This window comes from Microbacterium sp. BH-3-3-3, assembly GCF_007679045.1.
Classification (GTDB): domain Bacteria; phylum Actinomycetota; class Actinomycetes; order Actinomycetales; family Microbacteriaceae; genus Microbacterium; species Microbacterium algihabitans.
This window is the reverse complement of sequence record NZ_VEFS01000001.1, coordinates 81,472-99,265: the sequence shown is the minus strand read 5'-3', so window position 1 is coordinate 99,265 and position 17,794 is coordinate 81,472. Positions and strand designations below refer to the sequence as shown.

Below are 17,794 nucleotides of genomic sequence, written 5' to 3'. Positions count from 1 at the left end.
CTTCCCCGGCGCCAGGTCGAGCGGATGGGGATCAGAGCCGAAGGATCGGACCCCGACATCATGGACATCCGCGACATCCACACTCCCGTTCTCCTCGAGCGCTGCGCCGAACTGCTCGGTCCCGCCCTGCAGAAGCCCGGATCCGTCTTCGTCGATGGCACGCTCGGCATGGGCGGGCACTCCGAGGCCTTCCTCGAGCGCTTCCCCGAGGCCCGACTCATCGGCCTCGACCGCGACACCGACGCCCTGCGCATCGCGGGGGAGCGCCTCCAGCGTTTCGGCGACCGCGTCACCCTCGTGCACACCGTCTACGACGGCATCGCCGAGGCCGTGGCATCCGCCGGCGTCTCGAAGGTCGACGGCATCCTGTTCGACCTGGGCGTGTCGTCGCTGCAGCTCGACGAGGCCTCGCGCGGGTTCGCCTACGCGCAGGACGCCCCGCTCGACATGCGCATGGACCAGACCACCGGCGTGACCGCCGCCGAGGTACTCGCCACCTACGGCGAGGGCGACCTCCGCCGCATCTTCGAGCGGTACGGCGAAGAGAAGCTCGCCGGCCGCTACGCCCGCGCCATCATCGCCGCCCGCGCCGAGGCTCCCCTCGAGCGCTCGGGTCAGCTGGTCGACGTATTGCAGGCGGCGACGCCCGCGGCGGTGCTGCGCGAGCGTCACCCGGCCAAGCGCGTGTTCCAGGCCCTGCGCATCGAGGTCAACGCCGAGCTCTCGGTGCTCGAGCGCACGATCCCCGCGGCTCTCAACGTGCTGGGCGTCGGCGGCCGCATCGTCGTGCTGTCGTACCAGTCGCTCGAAGACCGACTGGTCAAGCGCGTGTTCGCCGACGCGTCGACCTCGACCGCGCCTCGCGGCCTGCCGGTCGAGCTGCCCGAGCACGCGCCCAAGTTCACGCTCCTCGTGCGCGGTGCCGAGCTGGCATCCGAGGAAGAACGCGCGGTCAACCCCCGCGCCACCCCCGTTCGCCTGCGGGCGGCCGAGCGAATCCAGGAGGACGCATGAGTGCACCACAGGCCATCGATGCGGCTTTCCTGCCCGACTTCCCGACGCCGGTCCGCGAGCGTCGGCTCACCGTCGTCCCCGCGACCGCCCGCCGCCGCGCCCCGCGTCGCCTCTTCGGCGTCATCGCGGTCACGGGTGCCCTCCTGATCGTGCTCGTGCAGATGGGTCTCGGCATCCTGACCACGCAGAGCTCGTTCGAGATCGCCTCGCTCACCCAGCAGCAGCGCGACCTGACGTACCAGAAGCAGATCCTGAACGACGAGAGCGCCGGGCTCGCGTCGCCGCAGTACCTCGCCGCCAACGCCGCCGCGCTCGGCATGGTGATCGACGAATCGCCGACCTACCTGCGCCTGAGCGACGGGGCCGTGATCGGCTCCGACAAGCCCGCCGACGCGGTGTCGTCGGTGGATGCCATGGGGCGCGGTTCCGTGCGCAACGCGCTCATCGCCGGCGTGCCGCTCGTGACCGACCCCGCTGCCTCGACGACGGCGGACGGCGCCGCGACGGAGGCTCCCGCCGCCGACGCCACGGCCGGGACGACGACGACCGGTGCGGCCACCCCGCCCGCCGGATCCGCGACACCCCCGTCGATCAGCGACGGTCTGCCGACTCCCGCGACACGATGAGAGCCATGACGACGACAACCTCCCGGTCCCCGCGGCGTCGCACCGTCGTCGCCCTCTCGATCGTCCTCGTCGTCCTGCTCGCCTTCGTGGTGCGCCTGGTCGACATCCAGGTCGTCAACGCACGCACCCACGTCGACGACTCGCTCGCGATGGGCCTCGAGAGCTCGCGCACCGAGTACGGCTCGCGGGGCTCGATCGTCGATGAGAACGGCGTCACCCTGGCATCCGCCGTCAACCGCTACGACGTACAGATCGACCCGAAGCTCGCGGTCGAGGGCATCACCACCCGCACCGACGACGACGACGAAGACGGCACCACCACCGCGTGGCCCGTGCTGGCCGCGCAGATCGCCGCGGTCACGGGCCAGGAGGCCTCCGACGTCGAGAAGATCGTCACCGACGCCGTGGCCGAGAACCCCGACTCGCGGTACGCCATGATCGCGCGGAGCGTCTCGACCGAGCAGTACCGCGCGCTGGTCGACCTGCACCTGCCGTTCCTCAGCTTCCCTCCGCAGGCCGGACGCATGTACCCCGACGGCGCGGTCGCCGGCAACCTGCTCGGCTTCGTCGGCAGCGACGGACAGCCCCTCGCGGGCCTCGAGGGGGCCGACAACGCGTGCCTGGCCTCGAGCAACGGCAAGGTCGTCTTCCAGCAAAGCCGCGACGGCGTCGTGCTTCCGGGCACCGAGGTCGTCACCCAGCCCGCCGTCGACGGCGGCACGCTCACGCTCACGATCGACCGCGACCTGCAGTGGTACCTCCAGCAGCTCATCGCCGAGCAGGTGCAGAACACCGGCTCGCTGTCGGGCACCATCACGGTGGTCGAGGCGAAGACCGGCAAGATCCGCGCGCTCGCGGAGTACCCCTCGGTCGACCCCAACGACCCCACCGCGACGCCCGAGAACGACCGCGGCAGCGCGGCCTTCGGCAACCCCAACGAGCCGGGTTCGACGATGAAGGCCATCACGGCCGCGATCGGTCTGGACAGCGGGTCGTTCACCTCCGACACCACCGTGACCGCGTCGTCGAGCGAGACGCTCCCTGGCGGCTCGCGCGTCTCGGACTCGTTCTCGCACCCCGCGAACAACTACACCCTCACGGGCGTGCTCATCGACTCCTCGAACGTCGGCATCTCGAAGTTCGGCGAGATGATCCCGCTCGACACCCGTGTGTCGTACCTCGAGAAGTTCGGCCTCACGCAGCAGACCGCCGTCGGGTTCCCCGGCGAATCGGGCGGCATCATGCGCGACCCCGCCGGCTGGGACAAGCAGACCTTCTACAACACGACCTTCGGCCAGGGCATCTCGGTCACCGTGCCGCAGCTGGCCGGGGCGTACCAGACCATCGCCAACGGGGGAGTGCGCATGCCGCTCTCGATCGTCGAGGGTTGCACCGCGGCCGACGGCACCGTCACCGACGTGCCCGACGCCCAGGGCGAGCGCGTGGTCTCGGCCGACGCGGCGCACCAGGTCGGACTCATGCTCGAGAACGTCGCCACGCAGGGGACCCTCGCCAAGCAGGTCGCGATCCCCGGCTACCGCATCGCCATCAAGACCGGTACCGGTGAGAAGACCGACCCCACCACCGGGGCCTACAAGGGCGACGCGTACTTCACGACGATGATCGGTTTCGCCCCCGCCGACGACCCCCAGTACGTGGTCGAGGTCAACCTCGACGAACCGCGGACGGTAAAATCGTCCGCGGCCACCGCCCCCGCGTTCCAGAAGGCCCTCACGCAGGTTCTCAAGACCTACCGCGTGATTCCGTCCGGAACCACGACCCCCGAACTGCCCAAGTTCGGCTGAGACACCGCCGACGCCGGTCTCGTCTCGGTAACGAATGCGACACGGAAAGGGCGTCCGCACAGCAATGATCTCCACCAGCCTCTCCCACCTCGCCGACGTGCTCGGCGGGCGCCTCGTCGTCCGCTCCGGCGACACCCCCGACACCACGGTCTCGGGGCTCGTCGACACCGACTCCCGCCTCATCGAGCGCGGCGACATCTTCGTCGCCAAGCCCGGTGAGACCACCGACGGGCACCTGTTCGTCGGCACCGCCGTCGAGCGGGGAGCGGCTCTCGCGATCGTCGAGCGCGAGGTCGAGGCCGAGGTGAGCCAGATCGTCGTCGCCGACGTCGTGGCCGCCCTCGCCGACCTGGCCCGCGACGTCGTCGCGCGCGTGCGCGCGCACGGCGACTTGAAGATCGTCGGCATCACGGGCTCCAACGGCAAGACGACCACCAAGAACCTCCTCGCGCGCATCCTCGAGGGCGAGGGCGAGACGGTCGCCCCGCGCGCCTCGTTCAACAACGAGGTCGGCGCGCCGCTGACGATGCTCCGGGTGACGGATGCCACGCGCTACCTCGTGAGCGAGTTCGGCGCCAGCGCCCCCGGCGCGATCGCGCGCCTCGCGGGCCTGGTCACCCCCGACATCGGCGTCGTGCTGATGGTGGGCATGGCCCACGCCGGAGGCTTCGGCGGCATCGAATCGACGTTCCACGCCAAGAGCGAGCTGGTCAAGGCCACCCGCGAGGGCGGCCTCGCCGTGCTGAACGCCGACGATCCCCGCGTCGCGGCGATGGAGCCGATCGCGCGCGAGCGCGGCCGGCAGGTGCGCTGGTTCGGCCGGGGCGAGCGGGCCGAGGTGCGCGCGGTCGACGTCGAGGTCTCGGCATCCGGCACCCGCGCCGACCTGCTGGTCGACGGAGAACCCTTCACCCTCACCCTGCGGGTGCTCGGTGAGCACCACGTGATGAACGCCCTCGCCGCCCTGGCCGCCGCCACCGCCCTCGGCGTGTCCGCAGCCGACGCGGTCGCGCGCCTCGAGACCGTCGAGATCGCCGAGCGCTGGCGCATGCAGCCGCTCGGCTCCGACCGCGTGCGCATCATCAACGACGCCTACAACGCCAGCCCCGACTCGATGGCCGCGGCCCTGCGCACCCTCGCGCAGATCACCGGCCCCGACGAGCGCACGGTGGCCGTGCTGGGCGCGATGAGCGAGCTGGGGGAGTACGCCGACGAGGAGCACGACCGCGTCGGCCTGCTCGCCGTGCGTCTGCGCATCCAGCGCATCGTCGTGATCGGGCCCGAGGCGCGCCGCATGTACCTCGAGGCGATCGCTCAGGGCTCGTGGGACGGCGAGGCGGTGTTCTTCGCCGACGCCGACGCCGCGTTCGACTACCTCTCGACCGAGCTGCGCGACGGCGACCGCGTGCTGGTGAAGTCGTCCAACTCGGCCGGGCTGCGACACCTCGGCGACCGACTCGGGGAGCTCTTCGCGTGAGATCACTTCTGACCGCGGCGGCGATCTCGCTGGCGTTCACCCTGTTCCTCACGCCCGTGTTCCTGCGCTGGTTCCGCAAGTGGGGCTGGGGCCAGGTCATCCGCACGCCCGAGAACGTGCACAACCCCTCGCACGGGGCCAAGCGCGGCACGCCCACGATGGGCGGCACGATCTTCATCCTCGGCACGATCGTCGGCTACCTGATCGGCTCGTTCGCCGGCAACAACCCGCCGACGATCTCGGGTCTGCTCGTGCTGTGGCTCATGCTCGGCTTCGGCGTGGTCGGCTTCATCGACGACTACATGAAGGTGCACTACCAGAACAGCCTCGGACTGTCGGGGTGGCGCAAGATCGCCGGCCAGGTGATCGTGGCCGTGCCCTTCGCCATCGTCGCCCTCAACTTCCCCAACGCCATCGGACAGACACCGGCGTCGGAGTACATCTCCGTGTTCCGCGACATCCAGGTGCTCTCGCTGTTCGCCCTGGGCCCCATCCTCGGCTGGCTGCTCTACCTGGCATGGATCTCGTTCATCGGCACGGCGGCATCCAACTCCGTCAACGTCGCCGACGGCCTCGACGGCCTGGCCGCGGGCTCGGGCATCTTCGTCGTGGGCGCCTACAGCCTCATGGCCTTCTGGCAGAACAAGCAGATGTGCGCCGAGGCTCTCGACCCGACGGTCCAGGCCGGCTGCTACGCGGTGCGCGATCCCTTCGACCTCGCCATCGTGTCGGCCTCGTTCGTGGGCGCCCTGGTCGGGTTCCTCTGGTGGAACGCGCCCAAGGCCAAGGTCTTCATGGGCGACTGCGGCTCGATGGCGATCGGCGGCGTCATCGCCGCCATGGCGATCCTCACCCGCACCGAGATCCTGCTCGTGCTCATCGCGGGCGTCTACGTCATCGCGTCGGGCTCCGTGATCCTGCAGCGGGCCTACTTCAAGGTCACCCGGGGCAAGCGGCTGTTCCTCATGAGTCCCCTGCACCACCACCTCGAGATGCGCGGGTGGCCCGAGGTCACCATCGTCGTGCGCATGTGGATCATCGCGGGCCTGCTCGCCGTCTCGGGCATCGGATTCTTCTACGTCGAATGGCTTGCACGCGTATGACCGACCTCACCACCCTCACCAGCTGGCACGCCGACTGGAAGGGCCTGCGCGTCGCCGTGCTGGGCCTGTCGGTCACGGGCTTCTCGGTCGCCGACACCCTCGCCGAGCTCGGCGCCGAGGTGCTCGTCGTGACCGAGCGGGCGGATGCCGAGTACGCCCGGCTGCTGCCGGTGATCGGCGTCGCGCTGCACGAGGGGTCGCTCGACACCGTGCCCGAGGCGCTGACCGCCTTCGCCCCCGAGGTCGTCGTCGCCTCGCCCGGCTTCCCGCCCCACCACCCGGTGATCCGCTGGAGCCTCGAGCACGACATCGCGCTCTGGGGCGACGTGGAGCTCGCATGGCGCGTGCGCGACAAGGTCGTGCGCGCCGACGGCCGACCCGCCGACTGGGTGCTCATCACCGGCACCAACGGCAAGACCACCACCACGCGCCTCACGGCCGAGATGCTGATGACGGCGGGGATGCGCGCCGTACCCGTTGGCAACATCGGCACGCCCGTGCTCGACGCGGTGCGCGACCCGAGCGGCTTCGACGTCTTCGTCGTCGAGCTCTCGAGCCACCAGCTCTGGTACCTCAACCGTCAGAGCGGCGCCGACGCGCTCTCGCCCCACTCCGCGGTATGCCTGAACCTCGCCGACGACCATCTCGAGTGGCACGGCGGAGCCGACGCGTATCGCGCGGCGAAGGCCGGCGTCTACGCCCGCACGCGCGTGGCCTGCGTCTACAACAAGGCCGACGCCGCCACCCGCGAGATGGTCGAAGACGCCGAGGTCGTCGAGGGCGCCCGCGCCATCGGCTTCGACCTCGGCGTGCCCGGCCCCAGCGACCTCGGTGTGGTCGACGGCATCCTGGTCGACCGCGCCTTCCTCGAGGAGCGCGCGACCTCGGCCCTCGAGCTCACGACGATCGCCGACCTCGCCGAGCGGGGTCTCGCGGCGCCGCACATGGTGGCGAACATCCTCGCGGCATCCGCCCTCGCCCGCTCCCTCGGAGCGACACCGGCGCACATCTTCGACACGCTCGAGCGCTTCCGCCTCGACCCGCACCGCATACAGGTCGTCGGCGCCCACCGGGGCGTCACGTGGGTCGACGACTCCAAGGCCACCAACCCGCACGCCGCGGCCTCGTCGCTGGCGGCGTATCCCGGAGCCGTGTGGATCGTGGGCGGGCTGCTCAAGGGCGTCGACCTCGGCGACCTCGTGCGCACGCGCGGCGCGACGGTGCGCGCGGCCATCGTGATCGGCACCGAGCGCGATGACATCGTCGCGGCGTTCGCGCGACACGCCCCGGCGGTGCCGCTGTTCGAGGTCGACCACGCTGAGACTGAAGACGTCATGGCGCAGGTCGTCGAACTGGCGGCGGGTGTGGCGCGGGACGGAGACACGGTTCTCCTGGCTCCGGCGGCGGCATCCTTCGATCAGTTCGCGTCCTACTCCGACCGCGGCACGCGATTCGCCGACGCGGTGCGGGCCTGGATCGCCGGCCACGACGGAGCATCACGACCGCAGGACTGAGAGGACACGCGTGACCACGACGGCGCCTCGTCCGCGGCAGAGCCCCGACGAACCCGCGCGCGCGGGTCTCGCGGCCCGCGTCTCGCTGGGCCGGGCCTTCCGCCCCGTGCCGAGCGAGTTCCTCCTCATCGCCTCCGCCGCCCTGCTGCTGACCGGATTCGGCCTGGTCATGGTGCTCTCGGCGACCTCGGCGCTCGACAACGGTCAGACGCCGTTCGACCACGTGCTCAAGCAGGGCATCTTCGCCGTGGTCGGCATCCCGCTCATGTTCGTCCTGAGCCGGATGCCGATGCAGTTCTGGAAGCGCGTGGCGTGGCCCGTGCTGATCTTCGCCACGGCGTTCCAGATGCTGGTGTACGTGCCCGGGCTCGGTATCGCCTCGTACGGAAACCGCAACTGGGTGAACATCGCGGGCTTCCAGTTCCAGCCCGCGGAGTTCCTCAAGCTCGCCCTGGCGCTGTGGATGGGCGCGGTGCTGTACCGCAAGCGCCACTTGCTGACGTCGTGGAAGCACGTGTTCATCCCCGTCGTGCCCGTCTCCGTGCTCGTCATCGGCACCGTGCTCGGCGGAAAAGACCTCGGCACCGTGATGATCCTCGTGCTCGTGGTGCTCGGCGCGCTGTTCTTCGCCGGCATCAAGCTGCGCATGTTCGTCATCCCTGCCGTGCTCGCCCTCGCCGTCGTGCTCGCCTCGGCCGTGGGCAGCGAGAACCGCATGGCGCGTATCGCGAGCCTGTTCAACCCCGACGACGCGTCGTGCTACTACACCTCGTGCTACCAGTCGCTGCACGGCATCTGGGGGCTCGCGAGCGGCGGCCTGTTCGGTCTGGGCCTGGGCAACTCGAAGGAGAAGTACGACTGGTTGCCTGCCGCCGCCAACGACTACATCTTCGCCATCATCGGCGAGGAGCTCGGACTCATCGGGTGCATCGTCGTGCTGCTGCTGTTCGCGATCTTCGCGGTGGGCGCGTTCCACATCGTCCGTCGCACCGACGACACCTTCGTGCGCATGATCGCCGGCGCGATCACGCTGTGGATCGTCGGCCAGGCCCTCGTCAACATCGGCGTCGTGCTGCGCATCTTCCCCGTGCTCGGTGTGCCCCTGCCGTTCATGTCGCAGGGCGGAACCTCGCTGCTGTCGGTGCTGATCGCGTGCGGCGTGCTGCTGTCGTGCGCGCGCACGTTGCCCGATCGCCGCACCGAGGTCGTCTCGGCGCCGCGAGCGCCGCGCCGTGGGGCGGCCCCGCGCTCGCGCGGCTGAGCATTTCGCGGCGACACCCCCGTACCCGCTCACGTGGCCGGGGCGCCCCGGGCGGGAACGCCCCGCGACCTCGTTAGGGTCGTACGGTGACGACTTACCTCCTCGCCGGCGGCGGTACCGCCGGGCACGTGAACCCCCTGCTGGCCGTCGCCGACGGCCTCCGCGCGCGCGACGCCGCGGCCGACGTGCTGGTGCTCGGCACCCGGGAGGGTCTCGAGGCGCGGCTTGTGCCCCTGCGTGGCTACGAACTGCTCACGGTCGCCAAGGTGCCCTTCCCGCGTCGCCCCGATCGGGCGGCGGCGGCGTTCCCGATGCGTTTCGTGCGCGCGATCTCGCACGTGAGGCGCCTCATCCGCGAGCGCGGAATCGACGTCGTGGTGGGCTTCGGCGGCTACGCGGCGGCGCCGGCGTATCTCGCCGCGCGGGCCGAGCGCGTGCCGTTCGTCGTGCACGAGGCGAACGCGAAGCCGGGCCTGGCGAACGTGCTGGGCGCGCGGTCGGCCGCGGGCGTGGGCGTCGCGTTCGCCGGAACCCCTCTGCGCGGCGCCCGCGAGGTCGGGATGCCGCTGCGTCGCGAGATCGTCGAGCTCGACGCCGAGGCTCTGCGCGCCGAGGCGGCCGCGCACTTCGGACTCGATGCGGCCAAGCGCACTCTGTTGGTGTTCGGCGGTTCGCTCGGCGCGCTGCGACTGAACACCGCGTTCGGCGGTGCGTGGCAGGACGTGCTCGACGCCGGATGGCAGCTGCTGCACGTCACCGGCCAGAACTCCGACCTGCCCGACCCGGGCGTCGAGGGGTACGCCGTCGTGCGCTATGTCGACCGGATGGACCTCGCCTTCGCCCTCGCCGACTTCGTGGTGTCGCGCTCGGGCGCGGCGACCGTCAGCGAGATCAATGCCCTCGGCATCCCCGCCGTCTACGTGCCGTACGCGGTCGGCAACGGCGAGCAGAGCCTCAACGCCGCCGCGGCCGTGCGCGCGGGCGCGGCGCTGCTCATCGCCGACGCCGACCTCACGCCGGAGCGGGTGCGCGCCGAGATCGTGCCGCTGCTCGCCGACGACGAGCGCCGCGACGCCATGCGGGCCGCTGCCGCGCGCACCGGCATCCGCACCGGTACCGAGAACGTGATCGCCCTGGTCGACGAGGCCCTGGCGCGCTGAGCCCCTGACCCCACCCGCCGTCCCCGGTCCGCCCCGGCGCCGTCCGCTCCGGCCCGGCCGTCCTGCGGATTCCGCGCCCGACACGCCGTCCCGGGACGCGGGACCCGCGGCGTGTCGACGGTCGACTCCGCAGGACGGTGGCCGCCCCGACCGCGCCGCCGCCCCGGATCACCCGGCGCCCCGCCCGCCAGCGCGCCGAGGCCGACGCGCAGGATCGGCGACGTAAACTCGCTACGCCATGATCAGACCCGACCTGAGCCTCCCCATCCCCGAGACCATCACCTCCGCGCACTTCATCGGCGTGGGGGGATCGGGCATGTCCGGACTCGCCCGCATGTTCCTCGACCGCGGCATCCGGGTCTCCGGCTCCGACCGCTCCGACGGCGCGGCCCTGCGCGACCTCGCCGCCCGCGGCGCGACGGTGCACGTCGGTCACGACGCGGCTCATCTCGGCGACGCCGACACCGTCGTACACACCGGGGCGATCTGGCCCGAGAACCCCGAGTTCGTCACCGCCAAAGAGCGCGGGCTGCACGTGATCCACCGCTCGCAGGCCCTGCACTGGCTCATCGGCGGGCGCCGCCTCGTCTCGGTCGCGGGTGCGCACGGCAAGACCACCTCGACCGGCATGATCGTGACGGCCCTCCGCGCCCTCGAGGTCGACCCGACCTTCGTCAACGGCGGCGTCATCGCCGACCTGGGTGCCTCCAGCGGCACGGGCTCCGACGACCTCGTGGTGATCGAGGCCGACGAGTCCGACGGCACGTTCGAGCTCTACGACACCTCGGTCGCGCTGATCACGAACGTCGACCCCGACCACCTCGACCACTACGGCTCGCGCGACGCGTTCGACGCCGCGTTCGCCCGTTTCGCGAACGCCGCCCGCGAGGCCGTCGTCATCTCGGCCGACGACCCGGGCGCCCGGTCGGTGCGCGAGCGCATCACACACGCGCACGTGGTCACGTTCGGCGAGGACGCCGCAGCCGACGTCCGCCTCAGCGGCATCCGCACCGACGGACCCGTCGCCTTCACCCTCACCGCCGACGGCGAGAGCGTCGACGTGCAGCTGCGCGTGCCCGGCGCCCACAACGCGGTCAACGCCGCCGGCGCGGTCGCCGTGCTGCGCGTGCTCGGGCACTCCCTCGCCGACGCCGCGCGCGCGGTCGAGGGCTTCGGCGGCACGGTCCGCCGGTTCGAGCTGCACGGCGTGCAGCACGGGGTCAGCGTCTTCGACGACTACGCGCACCACCCCACCGAGGTCGCCGCGGCCCTCTCCGCCGCCCGCACCGTCGTGGGCGAGGGGCGCATCATCGCGATTCAGCAGCCCCACACGTACTCGCGCACGCAGGAGATGTACCGCGAGTTCGCCGAGGTGCTCGAGTCGCACGCTGATCACACGGTCATGCTCGACGTGTACGGCGCGCGCGAAGACCCGGTGCCCGGGGTGACGGGAGAGCTGGTGAGCGGAGCGTTCGCCGACCCCGCGCACGTGCACTACGTGCCCGACTGGCAGCAGGCGGCCGACTACACCGCCGGCATCGCCCGCCCGGGCGACTACGTCATCACCCTCGGCTGCGGCAACGTGTACCAGATCATCCCGCAGGTGCTCGACGCGCTGTCGCGCACCGAGGCCGCGGCGGTCTGATCGTGGAGCGGCCCTCGCCCCTGCCGTCGACTCCGGCCTCCGCTCGCCCGGCCAAGACCCCGCGCGAGCCGGTCGCCGCGCCGACGGCCGACGAGACCGCTCCGATCCTCCCTCTCGCGCGCACCGAGGTTCCGCCCGTCGACGAGCGGGTTCCGGATGCCGAGGGCGCGAGCCTGCGCGACGTCTGGCGCGCGTCGAGAGCGCGTCGGCGCGCCCTCTCGGCCGAGGTGCGCCGGTTCACCGTGCGCCAGCGCCGTCGTCGCCGCGTGTGGATCGGCGTGGGTGCGGCGTTCCTGGTGATGGTGCTGGGCACCGCCGGAGCGGCGTACAGCCCGCTGTTCGCGGTCGAGAAGATCGACATCGAGGGCGCGTCGTCGCTCGACGTCGCCGCCGTGACCGACGCGCTCAGCGGCCAGATCGGCACTCCTCTCGCGATGGTCGACGACAGTGCGGTCAAGGCCGCGCTCGTGCGCTTCCCGCTCGTGGAGTCGTACACGCTCGAAGCGCGTCCTCCGCACGACCTGGTGGTGCGCATCGTCGAGCGCACGCCCATCGGGGCGATCCAGGGTCCGGCGGGCTTCACGGTGGTGGATGCCGCCGGGGTCGCCCTGTCGACCACGCCCGAGGCTCCGGCCGGTCAGCCCGTGCTCGATATCGCGGGCGGTCCCGACTCCGCGGCGTTCCGTGCGGCGGGCCGGGTCGTCCGGGCTCTCCCCGACACCGTGCGCGCGCAGGTGACCGCGGTGTCGGCATCCACCCCCGACGACGTCACGCTGACCCTGGGCGCCACCGGGTCGCGTGTGGTGTGGGGGAGTGCCGACCGTTCGGCCGAGAAGGCGATCGTGCTCGACCGGTTGATGGCCAAGAGCCCGCCGGATCGCGTCAAGGAGTACGACGTGACCTCGCCCGAAGCCGGCGTCGTCCGCTGATATCCGAAGCGATCCTCCGACACTCCGCGTGTCGGTCCCGTGGCGTGCGCGCGGCGACCTACCTTCAACTTAAGGAATTGCATACCGGGCAATTCTTTAACCCTCAACATGAGGTTTAGAGTTTCGGGTTCGGGGACAAACGGAGGCCGGCATGAGCCACAACCAGAACTACCTCGCCGTGATCAAGGTCGTCGGTGTGGGCGGGGGCGGCGTCAACGCCGTCAATCGCATGATCGAGCTCGGCCTGCGCGGCGTGGAGTTCATCGCGATCAACACCGACGCACAGGCGCTGCTCATGAGCGACGCCGACGTCAAGCTCGACGTCGGTCGTGAACTGACGCGCGGCCTGGGTGCCGGCGCCGACCCCGAGGTCGGCCGACGCGCCGCCGAGGACCACGCGGAAGAGATCGAAGAGGCCCTGCGCGGCGCCGACATGGTCTTCGTCACCGCGGGTGAGGGTGGCGGAACGGGCACCGGCGGTGCTCCCGTCGTCGCCAAGATCGCCAAGTCGATCGGCGCCCTGACCATCGGTGTCGTCACCAAGCCCTTCTCGTTCGAGGGTCGTCGTCGTCAGAGCCAGGCGGAGGCAGGTGTGGGCCGGCTGAAAGAAGAGGTCGACACCCTCATCGTCGTCCCGAACGACCGCCTGCTCGAGATCAGCGACCGCGGCATCTCGATGATCGAGGCGTTCGCCACGGCCGACCAGGTGCTGCTCGCCGGTGTCCAGGGCATCACCGACCTCATCACGACCCCCGGTCTCATCAACCTCGACTTCGCCGACGTCAAGTCGGTCATGCAGGGTGCCGGCTCCGCCCTCATGGGCATCGGTTCGTCCCGCGGGGCGGATCGCGCCATCAAGGCCGCCGAGCTCGCCGTCGAGTCGCCGCTGCTCGAGGCCTCGATCGAGGGTGCGCACGGCGTGCTGCTGTCGATCCAGGGTGGCTCGAACCTCGGCATCTTCGAGATCAACGACGCCGCCCAGCTGGTGAAGGAAGCGGCTCACCCCGAGGCCAACATCATCTTCGGTACGGTCATCGACGACACCCTCGGCGACGAGGTGCGCGTGACCGTGATCGCGGCCGGCTTCGACGGCGGCGAGCCCTCGCTGCGCATCGACGCGGTCGGCGCCCAGCGCCCGGCATCCGCCCCGGTCGTCCCCGTCATCCCCGCCGAAGAGGTCGCGCGCGACCTCGACGCGGCCGAGGAGCAGAAGGGCTCGACCGAGCGTGCGCCCGAGCGTCGCCCCGAGCCCGCGCCGGTCACCGCCCGCGTGCCCGAGACCTCGTACGACGCCGGCTACGCCGACGACGACCTCGACGTTCCGGACTTCCTCAAGTAAGCACGACCGCCTCGACGAGAGCGGGTCCGGTCTCACCGGGCCCGCTCTCGTCGTCGAAGGAGCCTCATGGACAACGCCCTGGCCGACCGCCTCGCCGCCGTCGACGAGCGCATCCGCGACGCCGCCCGCGCGGCCGGACGCGACCTCGACGAGATCACCCGCATCGTCGTGACGAAGTTCCACCCCGCCGCGCTGGTTACCGACCTGTACGAGCTGGGCGTGCGGCACGTCGGCGAGAACCGGCAGCAGGAGCTCACCGCCAAGCGCGCCGAGCTCGACGGCATCCGGGATCTCACCTGGCACTTCATCGGCCAGGCGCAGACGAACAAAGCGCGTGCGGTGCGGGCGTCGGCGGATGCCGTGCACTCGGTCGACCGCGCGCGCATCGCCGACGCGTTGCACGCAGCGGATCCGGATGCCGCGCCCCTCGACGTGCTCGTGCAGGTCAACCTGACCGACGACCCGGGCCGCGGCGGGGTCGACCCCGACGGTGTCTCTGCGCTCGCGACGCACGTGGCGGGCCTGTCGAGCCTGCGACTGCGGGGCGTGATGGCCGTCGCCCCCCTCGACGAAGAACCCGCGCGGGCGTTCGAGCGCCTCCGTCGCTGCGCCGACGCGACACGCGCGGTCGTGGGCGACGCGACGTGGATCTCGGCCGGCATGACCGGCGACTTCCCCGAAGCGATCGAGATGGGCGCGACACACCTGCGGATCGGCTCCGCAATCACGGGCCCGAGACCCGCGCGCCAGTAGCCTCGAACCAGACGAGCGAACGGAGGATGCGATGTCGAACCCCCTGAAGAAGACCATGGTGTACCTGGGCCTCGCCGACGAGGAAGAGACCTATGAGGAGACCGCGCCGCAGCCCATCGCGCGCAAGCAGGCAGCGCCCGCAGCTCCGGTCGAAAAGGCCGCGCCGGTGACCCCCCTGCACCGTCCCACCGTGGTGCGCCAGCCCTCGGTCGGACCCGTGAGCGAAATCCTCACGGTGCACCCCAAGCAGTACCGCGACGCGCAGCTGATCGCCGAGAACTTCCGCGAGGGAATCCCGGTCATCATCAACCTGTCGCAGATGAGCGACGCCGACGCGCGTCGCTTGATCGACTTCGCGAGCGGACTCTCGCTCGGACTGTACGGCCGCATCGAGCGGGTGACGAGCAAGGTGTTCCTGCTCTCTCCCGAGAACATCGCCGTGTCCGGCGACGGTGCGATCGCGCAGGCCGACCCCGAGGGTGCGCCCTTCGCGTCCCAGTAACAGTGGCCGTCCTGAGCCTCATCGGCTCCATCCTCAGTGCGATCCTGTTCGTCTACATCGTGTTCCTGCTCGCGCGCCTGGTGCTCGAGTACATCCCGATGTTCAACCGTGAGTGGCGTCCCCGTGGCGCCACCCTCGTGATCGCCGAGATCGTCTACACCGTGACCGATCCGCCCATCAAGCTGATCCGTCGCGTCGTCCCACCCCTGCGCATCGGGGGGATCGCGATCGACTTCGGTTTCGCGATCGTCATGTTCGTCTGCTTCCTGCTGCTGGGCGTCACGCGGTCCCTCGCGGCCGCGTAACGCCCTCACCGCCGCCCTTCGTCCGTGCCCTTCGACACCGATGGAGGGCGGCGGCTATGCTGTTCCGAAGCGGTACGCCCCGGTGCGACACCCCCATACAGTTCCGATTCAGAGCTCTCGAAAGAGGAAACACCATGGCACTGACCCCCGATGACGTCGTCACCAAGCAGTTCCAGCACGTTCGCTTCAAGGAGGGCTTCGACCCCGATGAGGTCGATGACTTCCTCGACGAGATCGTCGTGGAGTGGCGCAAGACCATCGCCGAGAACGATGAGCTGAAGACCAAGCTCGCGGCGTACGAGTCGGGCGAGGCCGCCCCCGCCACCACCGAGGCCCCCGTCGCCGAGGCGCCCAAGGCCGAGGAGCCCAAGGTCGAAGAGGCCGCTCCGGCCCCCGTCGCCGCCCCGGTCTCGGCTCCCGCGTCGTCCGACGTCGAGCCCGCCGCGCAGAGCGCCGGCATCATCGAGCTCGCGCAGCGTCTGCACGACGAGCACGTCGCCGAGGGCAAGGCCCAGCGCGACCAGCTCATCGGCGAGGCGCAGGCGCAGGCCGCGTCGATCGTGGCCGAGGCCGAGCAGAAGGGCCGCGAAGAGCGTTCGCGTCTCGAGAAGGAGCGCGTGACCCTCGAGGCCCGCATCACCGAGCTGCGCAACTTCGAGCGCGACTACCGCTCGCAGCTGCGTTCGTACATCGAGGGCCAGCTCCGCGACCTCGACACCAACGCGTCTTCCTCGGGCTCGACGCCGGTGTCGGCGATCGGTCTGTAGGCCGACTCTTTGCGCAGTCGATCACCCCTGCGTTCGGCGGCGGCCGGCATCATCATCGCGATCCTCGCGGTACTGGTGCTGGCCGCCGACCAGTTGGCGAAGACCGCCGCGATCGCCTCGCTCCCCGCTGAGCGCGTCGTGCCGATCATCGGCGAATTCCTGCAGTTCTACCTCGTCCGCAACCCCGGAGCGGCGTTCTCGCTCGGCGAGAGCGTCACGTGGTTGTTCACCATCGCGCTGGCCGTCGTGGCCTGCGTGATCATCTACCTCGGCATCCGCCGCGTGCGCTCGCGCCTGTGGGCCGTCGTGCTCGGCCTCCTGCTGGGCGGCGTGCTCGGCAACCTGACCGACCGACTCGTGCGCGAGCCCGGCTTCCCGGTCGGACACGTCGTCGACTTCATCTCGACGCCGTGGATGATGCCCGCCATCTACAACGTGGCCGACATGTTCATCGTCACGATGATGATCTCGGTCGCGCTGCTCGTGCTGTTCGGCCTGCGTCTCGACGGCACCCGCGAGACCCGCGCCTCGCGCGCCGCCGAAGCCGACGCGTCCGACGACGTCGCCGCGCCGCACGACCCGGGCACCCGCTGACATGGAGTCGCGGAGCCTGCCCGTCCCCGACGGGCTCGAGGGAACGCGCATCGACCAGGCGCTGGCCAAGATGCTCGGCTTCTCGCGCACGTTCGCGGCGGAGGTCGCAGACGCCGGGGGAGTGAGCGTCGACGGACGCATCGCCGGCCGCCGCGACCGCCTGCACGCGGGCGCGTGGTTGAGCGTCGAGTGGGAGCCCAAGCGCGACCCCGAGATCGTTCCGGTGGAGGTGCCCGACCTGGGCATCGTGCACGACGACGACGAGATCGTCGTGGTCGACAAGCCCGCCGGTGTCGCCGCTCACCCCTCCGTGGGGTGGGAGGGCCCGACCGTGCTCGGCGCCCTCGCCGCCGCCGGATTCCGTATCGCCACGAGCGGCCCGGCCGAGCGTCGCGGCATCGTGCACCGGCTCGACGCCGGCACGAGCGGTCTCATGGTGGTGGCCAAGACCGAGCGCGCCTACACGCTCCTCAAGAGCGCGTTCAAAGAGCGCGAGGTCGACAAGATCTACCACGCCGTGGTGCAGGGGCACCCCGATCCTCTCGCCGGCACCATCGACGCGCCGATCGGACGGCATCCGCACCACTCGTGGAAGTTCGCCGTGACCCCCGACGGCAAGGACTCGATCACCCACTACGAGACCCTCGAGGCCTTCCCGCGCGCCTCGCTGCTCGAGATCCACCTCGAGACCGGGCGCACGCACCAGATCCGCGTGCACATGGCCGCGCACCGGCATCCGTGCGCGGGCGATCCGCTCTACGGCGCCGACCCGACGCTGTCCGCGCGCCTCGGCCTCACCCGCCAGTGGCTGCACGCGCATCGGCTGGCGTTCGCGCACCCGGGCACGGGGGAGCGGGTCGAGTTCGAGTCGCCCTACCCGGCCGACCTCGCGCACGCGCTCGACCTTCTCGGCGACGGCGTCTGATCCCGGCGCGACCGGCGCCGACACGCCGCCGGCGCTGACTCGGCGCCGTCCGACGCGCCCGGTGAACACCCGCGA

General features: G+C 71.0%; 17 protein-coding genes. All 17 read left to right on the top strand.

Annotated features, from left to right (window positions below; genetic code table 11):
- Positions 1 to 60: 60 nt before the first annotated feature.
- The 17 genes from rsmH to FS769_RS00460 all read left to right on the top strand — a co-directional run bounded on the left by rsmH (position 61) and on the right by FS769_RS00460 (position 17,719).
- Positions 61 to 1,014: a 16S rRNA (cytosine(1402)-N(4))-methyltransferase RsmH gene (gene rsmH, locus FS769_RS00540; protein ID WP_186325367.1), complete on the top strand. Its 954-nt coding sequence runs from the start codon at positions 61 to 63 to the stop codon at positions 1,012 to 1,014.
- Positions 1,011 to 1,640 (top strand): hypothetical protein, encoded by a 630-nt coding sequence (locus tag FS769_RS00535; protein WP_144827983.1) that lies wholly within the window; start codon positions 1,011 to 1,013, stop codon positions 1,638 to 1,640. The genes rsmH and FS769_RS00535 overlap by 4 nt, the downstream gene beginning before the upstream one ends.
- Positions 1,641 to 1,645: 5 nt before the next feature.
- Positions 1,646 to 3,445, top strand: a complete 1,800-nt coding sequence (locus FS769_RS00530) for a penicillin-binding protein 2 (protein ID WP_144827980.1) — start codon at positions 1,646 to 1,648, stop codon at positions 3,443 to 3,445.
- Between the two features lie 64 nt (positions 3,446 to 3,509).
- On the top strand, positions 3,510 to 4,922 hold the full coding sequence (gene murF / locus FS769_RS00525; RefSeq protein ID WP_144827977.1) for a UDP-N-acetylmuramoyl-tripeptide--D-alanyl-D-alanine ligase: 1,413 nt from the start codon (positions 3,510 to 3,512) through the stop codon (positions 4,920 to 4,922).
- Positions 4,919 to 6,025 carry a phospho-N-acetylmuramoyl-pentapeptide-transferase gene (mraY, locus tag FS769_RS00520; protein ID WP_144827974.1) on the top strand — a complete coding sequence of 369 codons (1,107 nt, stop codon included), beginning with the start codon at positions 4,919 to 4,921 and terminating at the stop codon, positions 6,023 to 6,025. The genes murF and mraY overlap by 4 nt, the downstream gene beginning before the upstream one ends.
- The gene (murD, locus tag FS769_RS00515; RefSeq protein WP_144827972.1) at positions 6,022 to 7,539 is read left to right on the top strand and encodes a UDP-N-acetylmuramoyl-L-alanine--D-glutamate ligase; all 1,518 of its coding nucleotides are present in this window, start codon (positions 6,022 to 6,024) and stop codon (positions 7,537 to 7,539) included. The genes mraY and murD overlap by 4 nt, the downstream gene beginning before the upstream one ends.
- A 10-nt stretch (positions 7,540 to 7,549) precedes the next feature.
- Positions 7,550 to 8,800 carry a putative lipid II flippase FtsW gene (gene ftsW / locus FS769_RS00510; protein ID WP_144827969.1) on the top strand — a complete coding sequence of 417 codons (1,251 nt, stop codon included), beginning with the start codon at positions 7,550 to 7,552 and terminating at the stop codon, positions 8,798 to 8,800.
- 86 nt (positions 8,801 to 8,886) lie between these two features.
- Complete coding sequence (locus FS769_RS00505) at positions 8,887 to 9,960, top strand: glycosyltransferase (protein ID WP_144827966.1); 1,074 nt, start codon at positions 8,887 to 8,889, stop codon at positions 9,958 to 9,960.
- A gap of 238 nt (positions 9,961 to 10,198) precedes the next feature.
- On the top strand, positions 10,199 to 11,605 hold the full coding sequence (murC, locus tag FS769_RS00500) for a UDP-N-acetylmuramate--L-alanine ligase (RefSeq protein WP_144827963.1): 1,407 nt from the start codon (positions 10,199 to 10,201) through the stop codon (positions 11,603 to 11,605).
- A gap of 2 nt (positions 11,606 to 11,607) precedes the next feature.
- Entirely contained in the window at positions 11,608 to 12,534 is a 927-nt protein-coding gene (locus tag FS769_RS00495) for an FtsQ-type POTRA domain-containing protein (protein ID WP_144827960.1), read from the top strand.
- Between the two features lie 151 nt (positions 12,535 to 12,685).
- Positions 12,686 to 13,873 (top strand): cell division protein FtsZ, encoded by a 1,188-nt coding sequence (gene ftsZ / locus FS769_RS00490; protein ID WP_144827957.1) that lies wholly within the window; start codon positions 12,686 to 12,688, stop codon positions 13,871 to 13,873.
- Positions 13,874 to 13,939: 66 nt separating this feature from the next.
- On the top strand, positions 13,940 to 14,626 hold the full coding sequence (locus FS769_RS00485; protein WP_144827954.1) for a YggS family pyridoxal phosphate-dependent enzyme: 687 nt from the start codon (positions 13,940 to 13,942) through the stop codon (positions 14,624 to 14,626).
- Between the two features lie 31 nt (positions 14,627 to 14,657).
- Positions 14,658 to 15,128 (top strand): cell division protein SepF, encoded by a 471-nt coding sequence (locus FS769_RS00480; protein WP_144827952.1) that lies wholly within the window; start codon positions 14,658 to 14,660, stop codon positions 15,126 to 15,128.
- 2 nt (positions 15,129 to 15,130) lie between these two features.
- Positions 15,131 to 15,433 (top strand): YggT family protein, encoded by a 303-nt coding sequence (locus tag FS769_RS00475; protein WP_144827949.1) that lies wholly within the window; start codon positions 15,131 to 15,133, stop codon positions 15,431 to 15,433.
- A gap of 134 nt (positions 15,434 to 15,567) precedes the next feature.
- Positions 15,568 to 16,200 (top strand): DivIVA domain-containing protein, encoded by a 633-nt coding sequence (locus FS769_RS00470; protein WP_144827946.1) that lies wholly within the window; start codon positions 15,568 to 15,570, stop codon positions 16,198 to 16,200.
- A 9-nt stretch (positions 16,201 to 16,209) separates the two neighbouring features.
- A complete protein-coding gene (lspA, locus tag FS769_RS00465; RefSeq protein WP_144827943.1) occupies positions 16,210 to 16,794 on the top strand; it encodes a signal peptidase II in 585 nt (194 codons plus the stop codon).
- Position 16,795: 1 nt separating this feature from the next.
- Positions 16,796 to 17,719, top strand: coding sequence for an RluA family pseudouridine synthase (locus FS769_RS00460; RefSeq protein ID WP_144827940.1), 924 nt, complete (start codon positions 16,796 to 16,798; stop codon positions 17,717 to 17,719).
- Positions 17,720 to 17,794 lie beyond the last annotated feature (75 nt).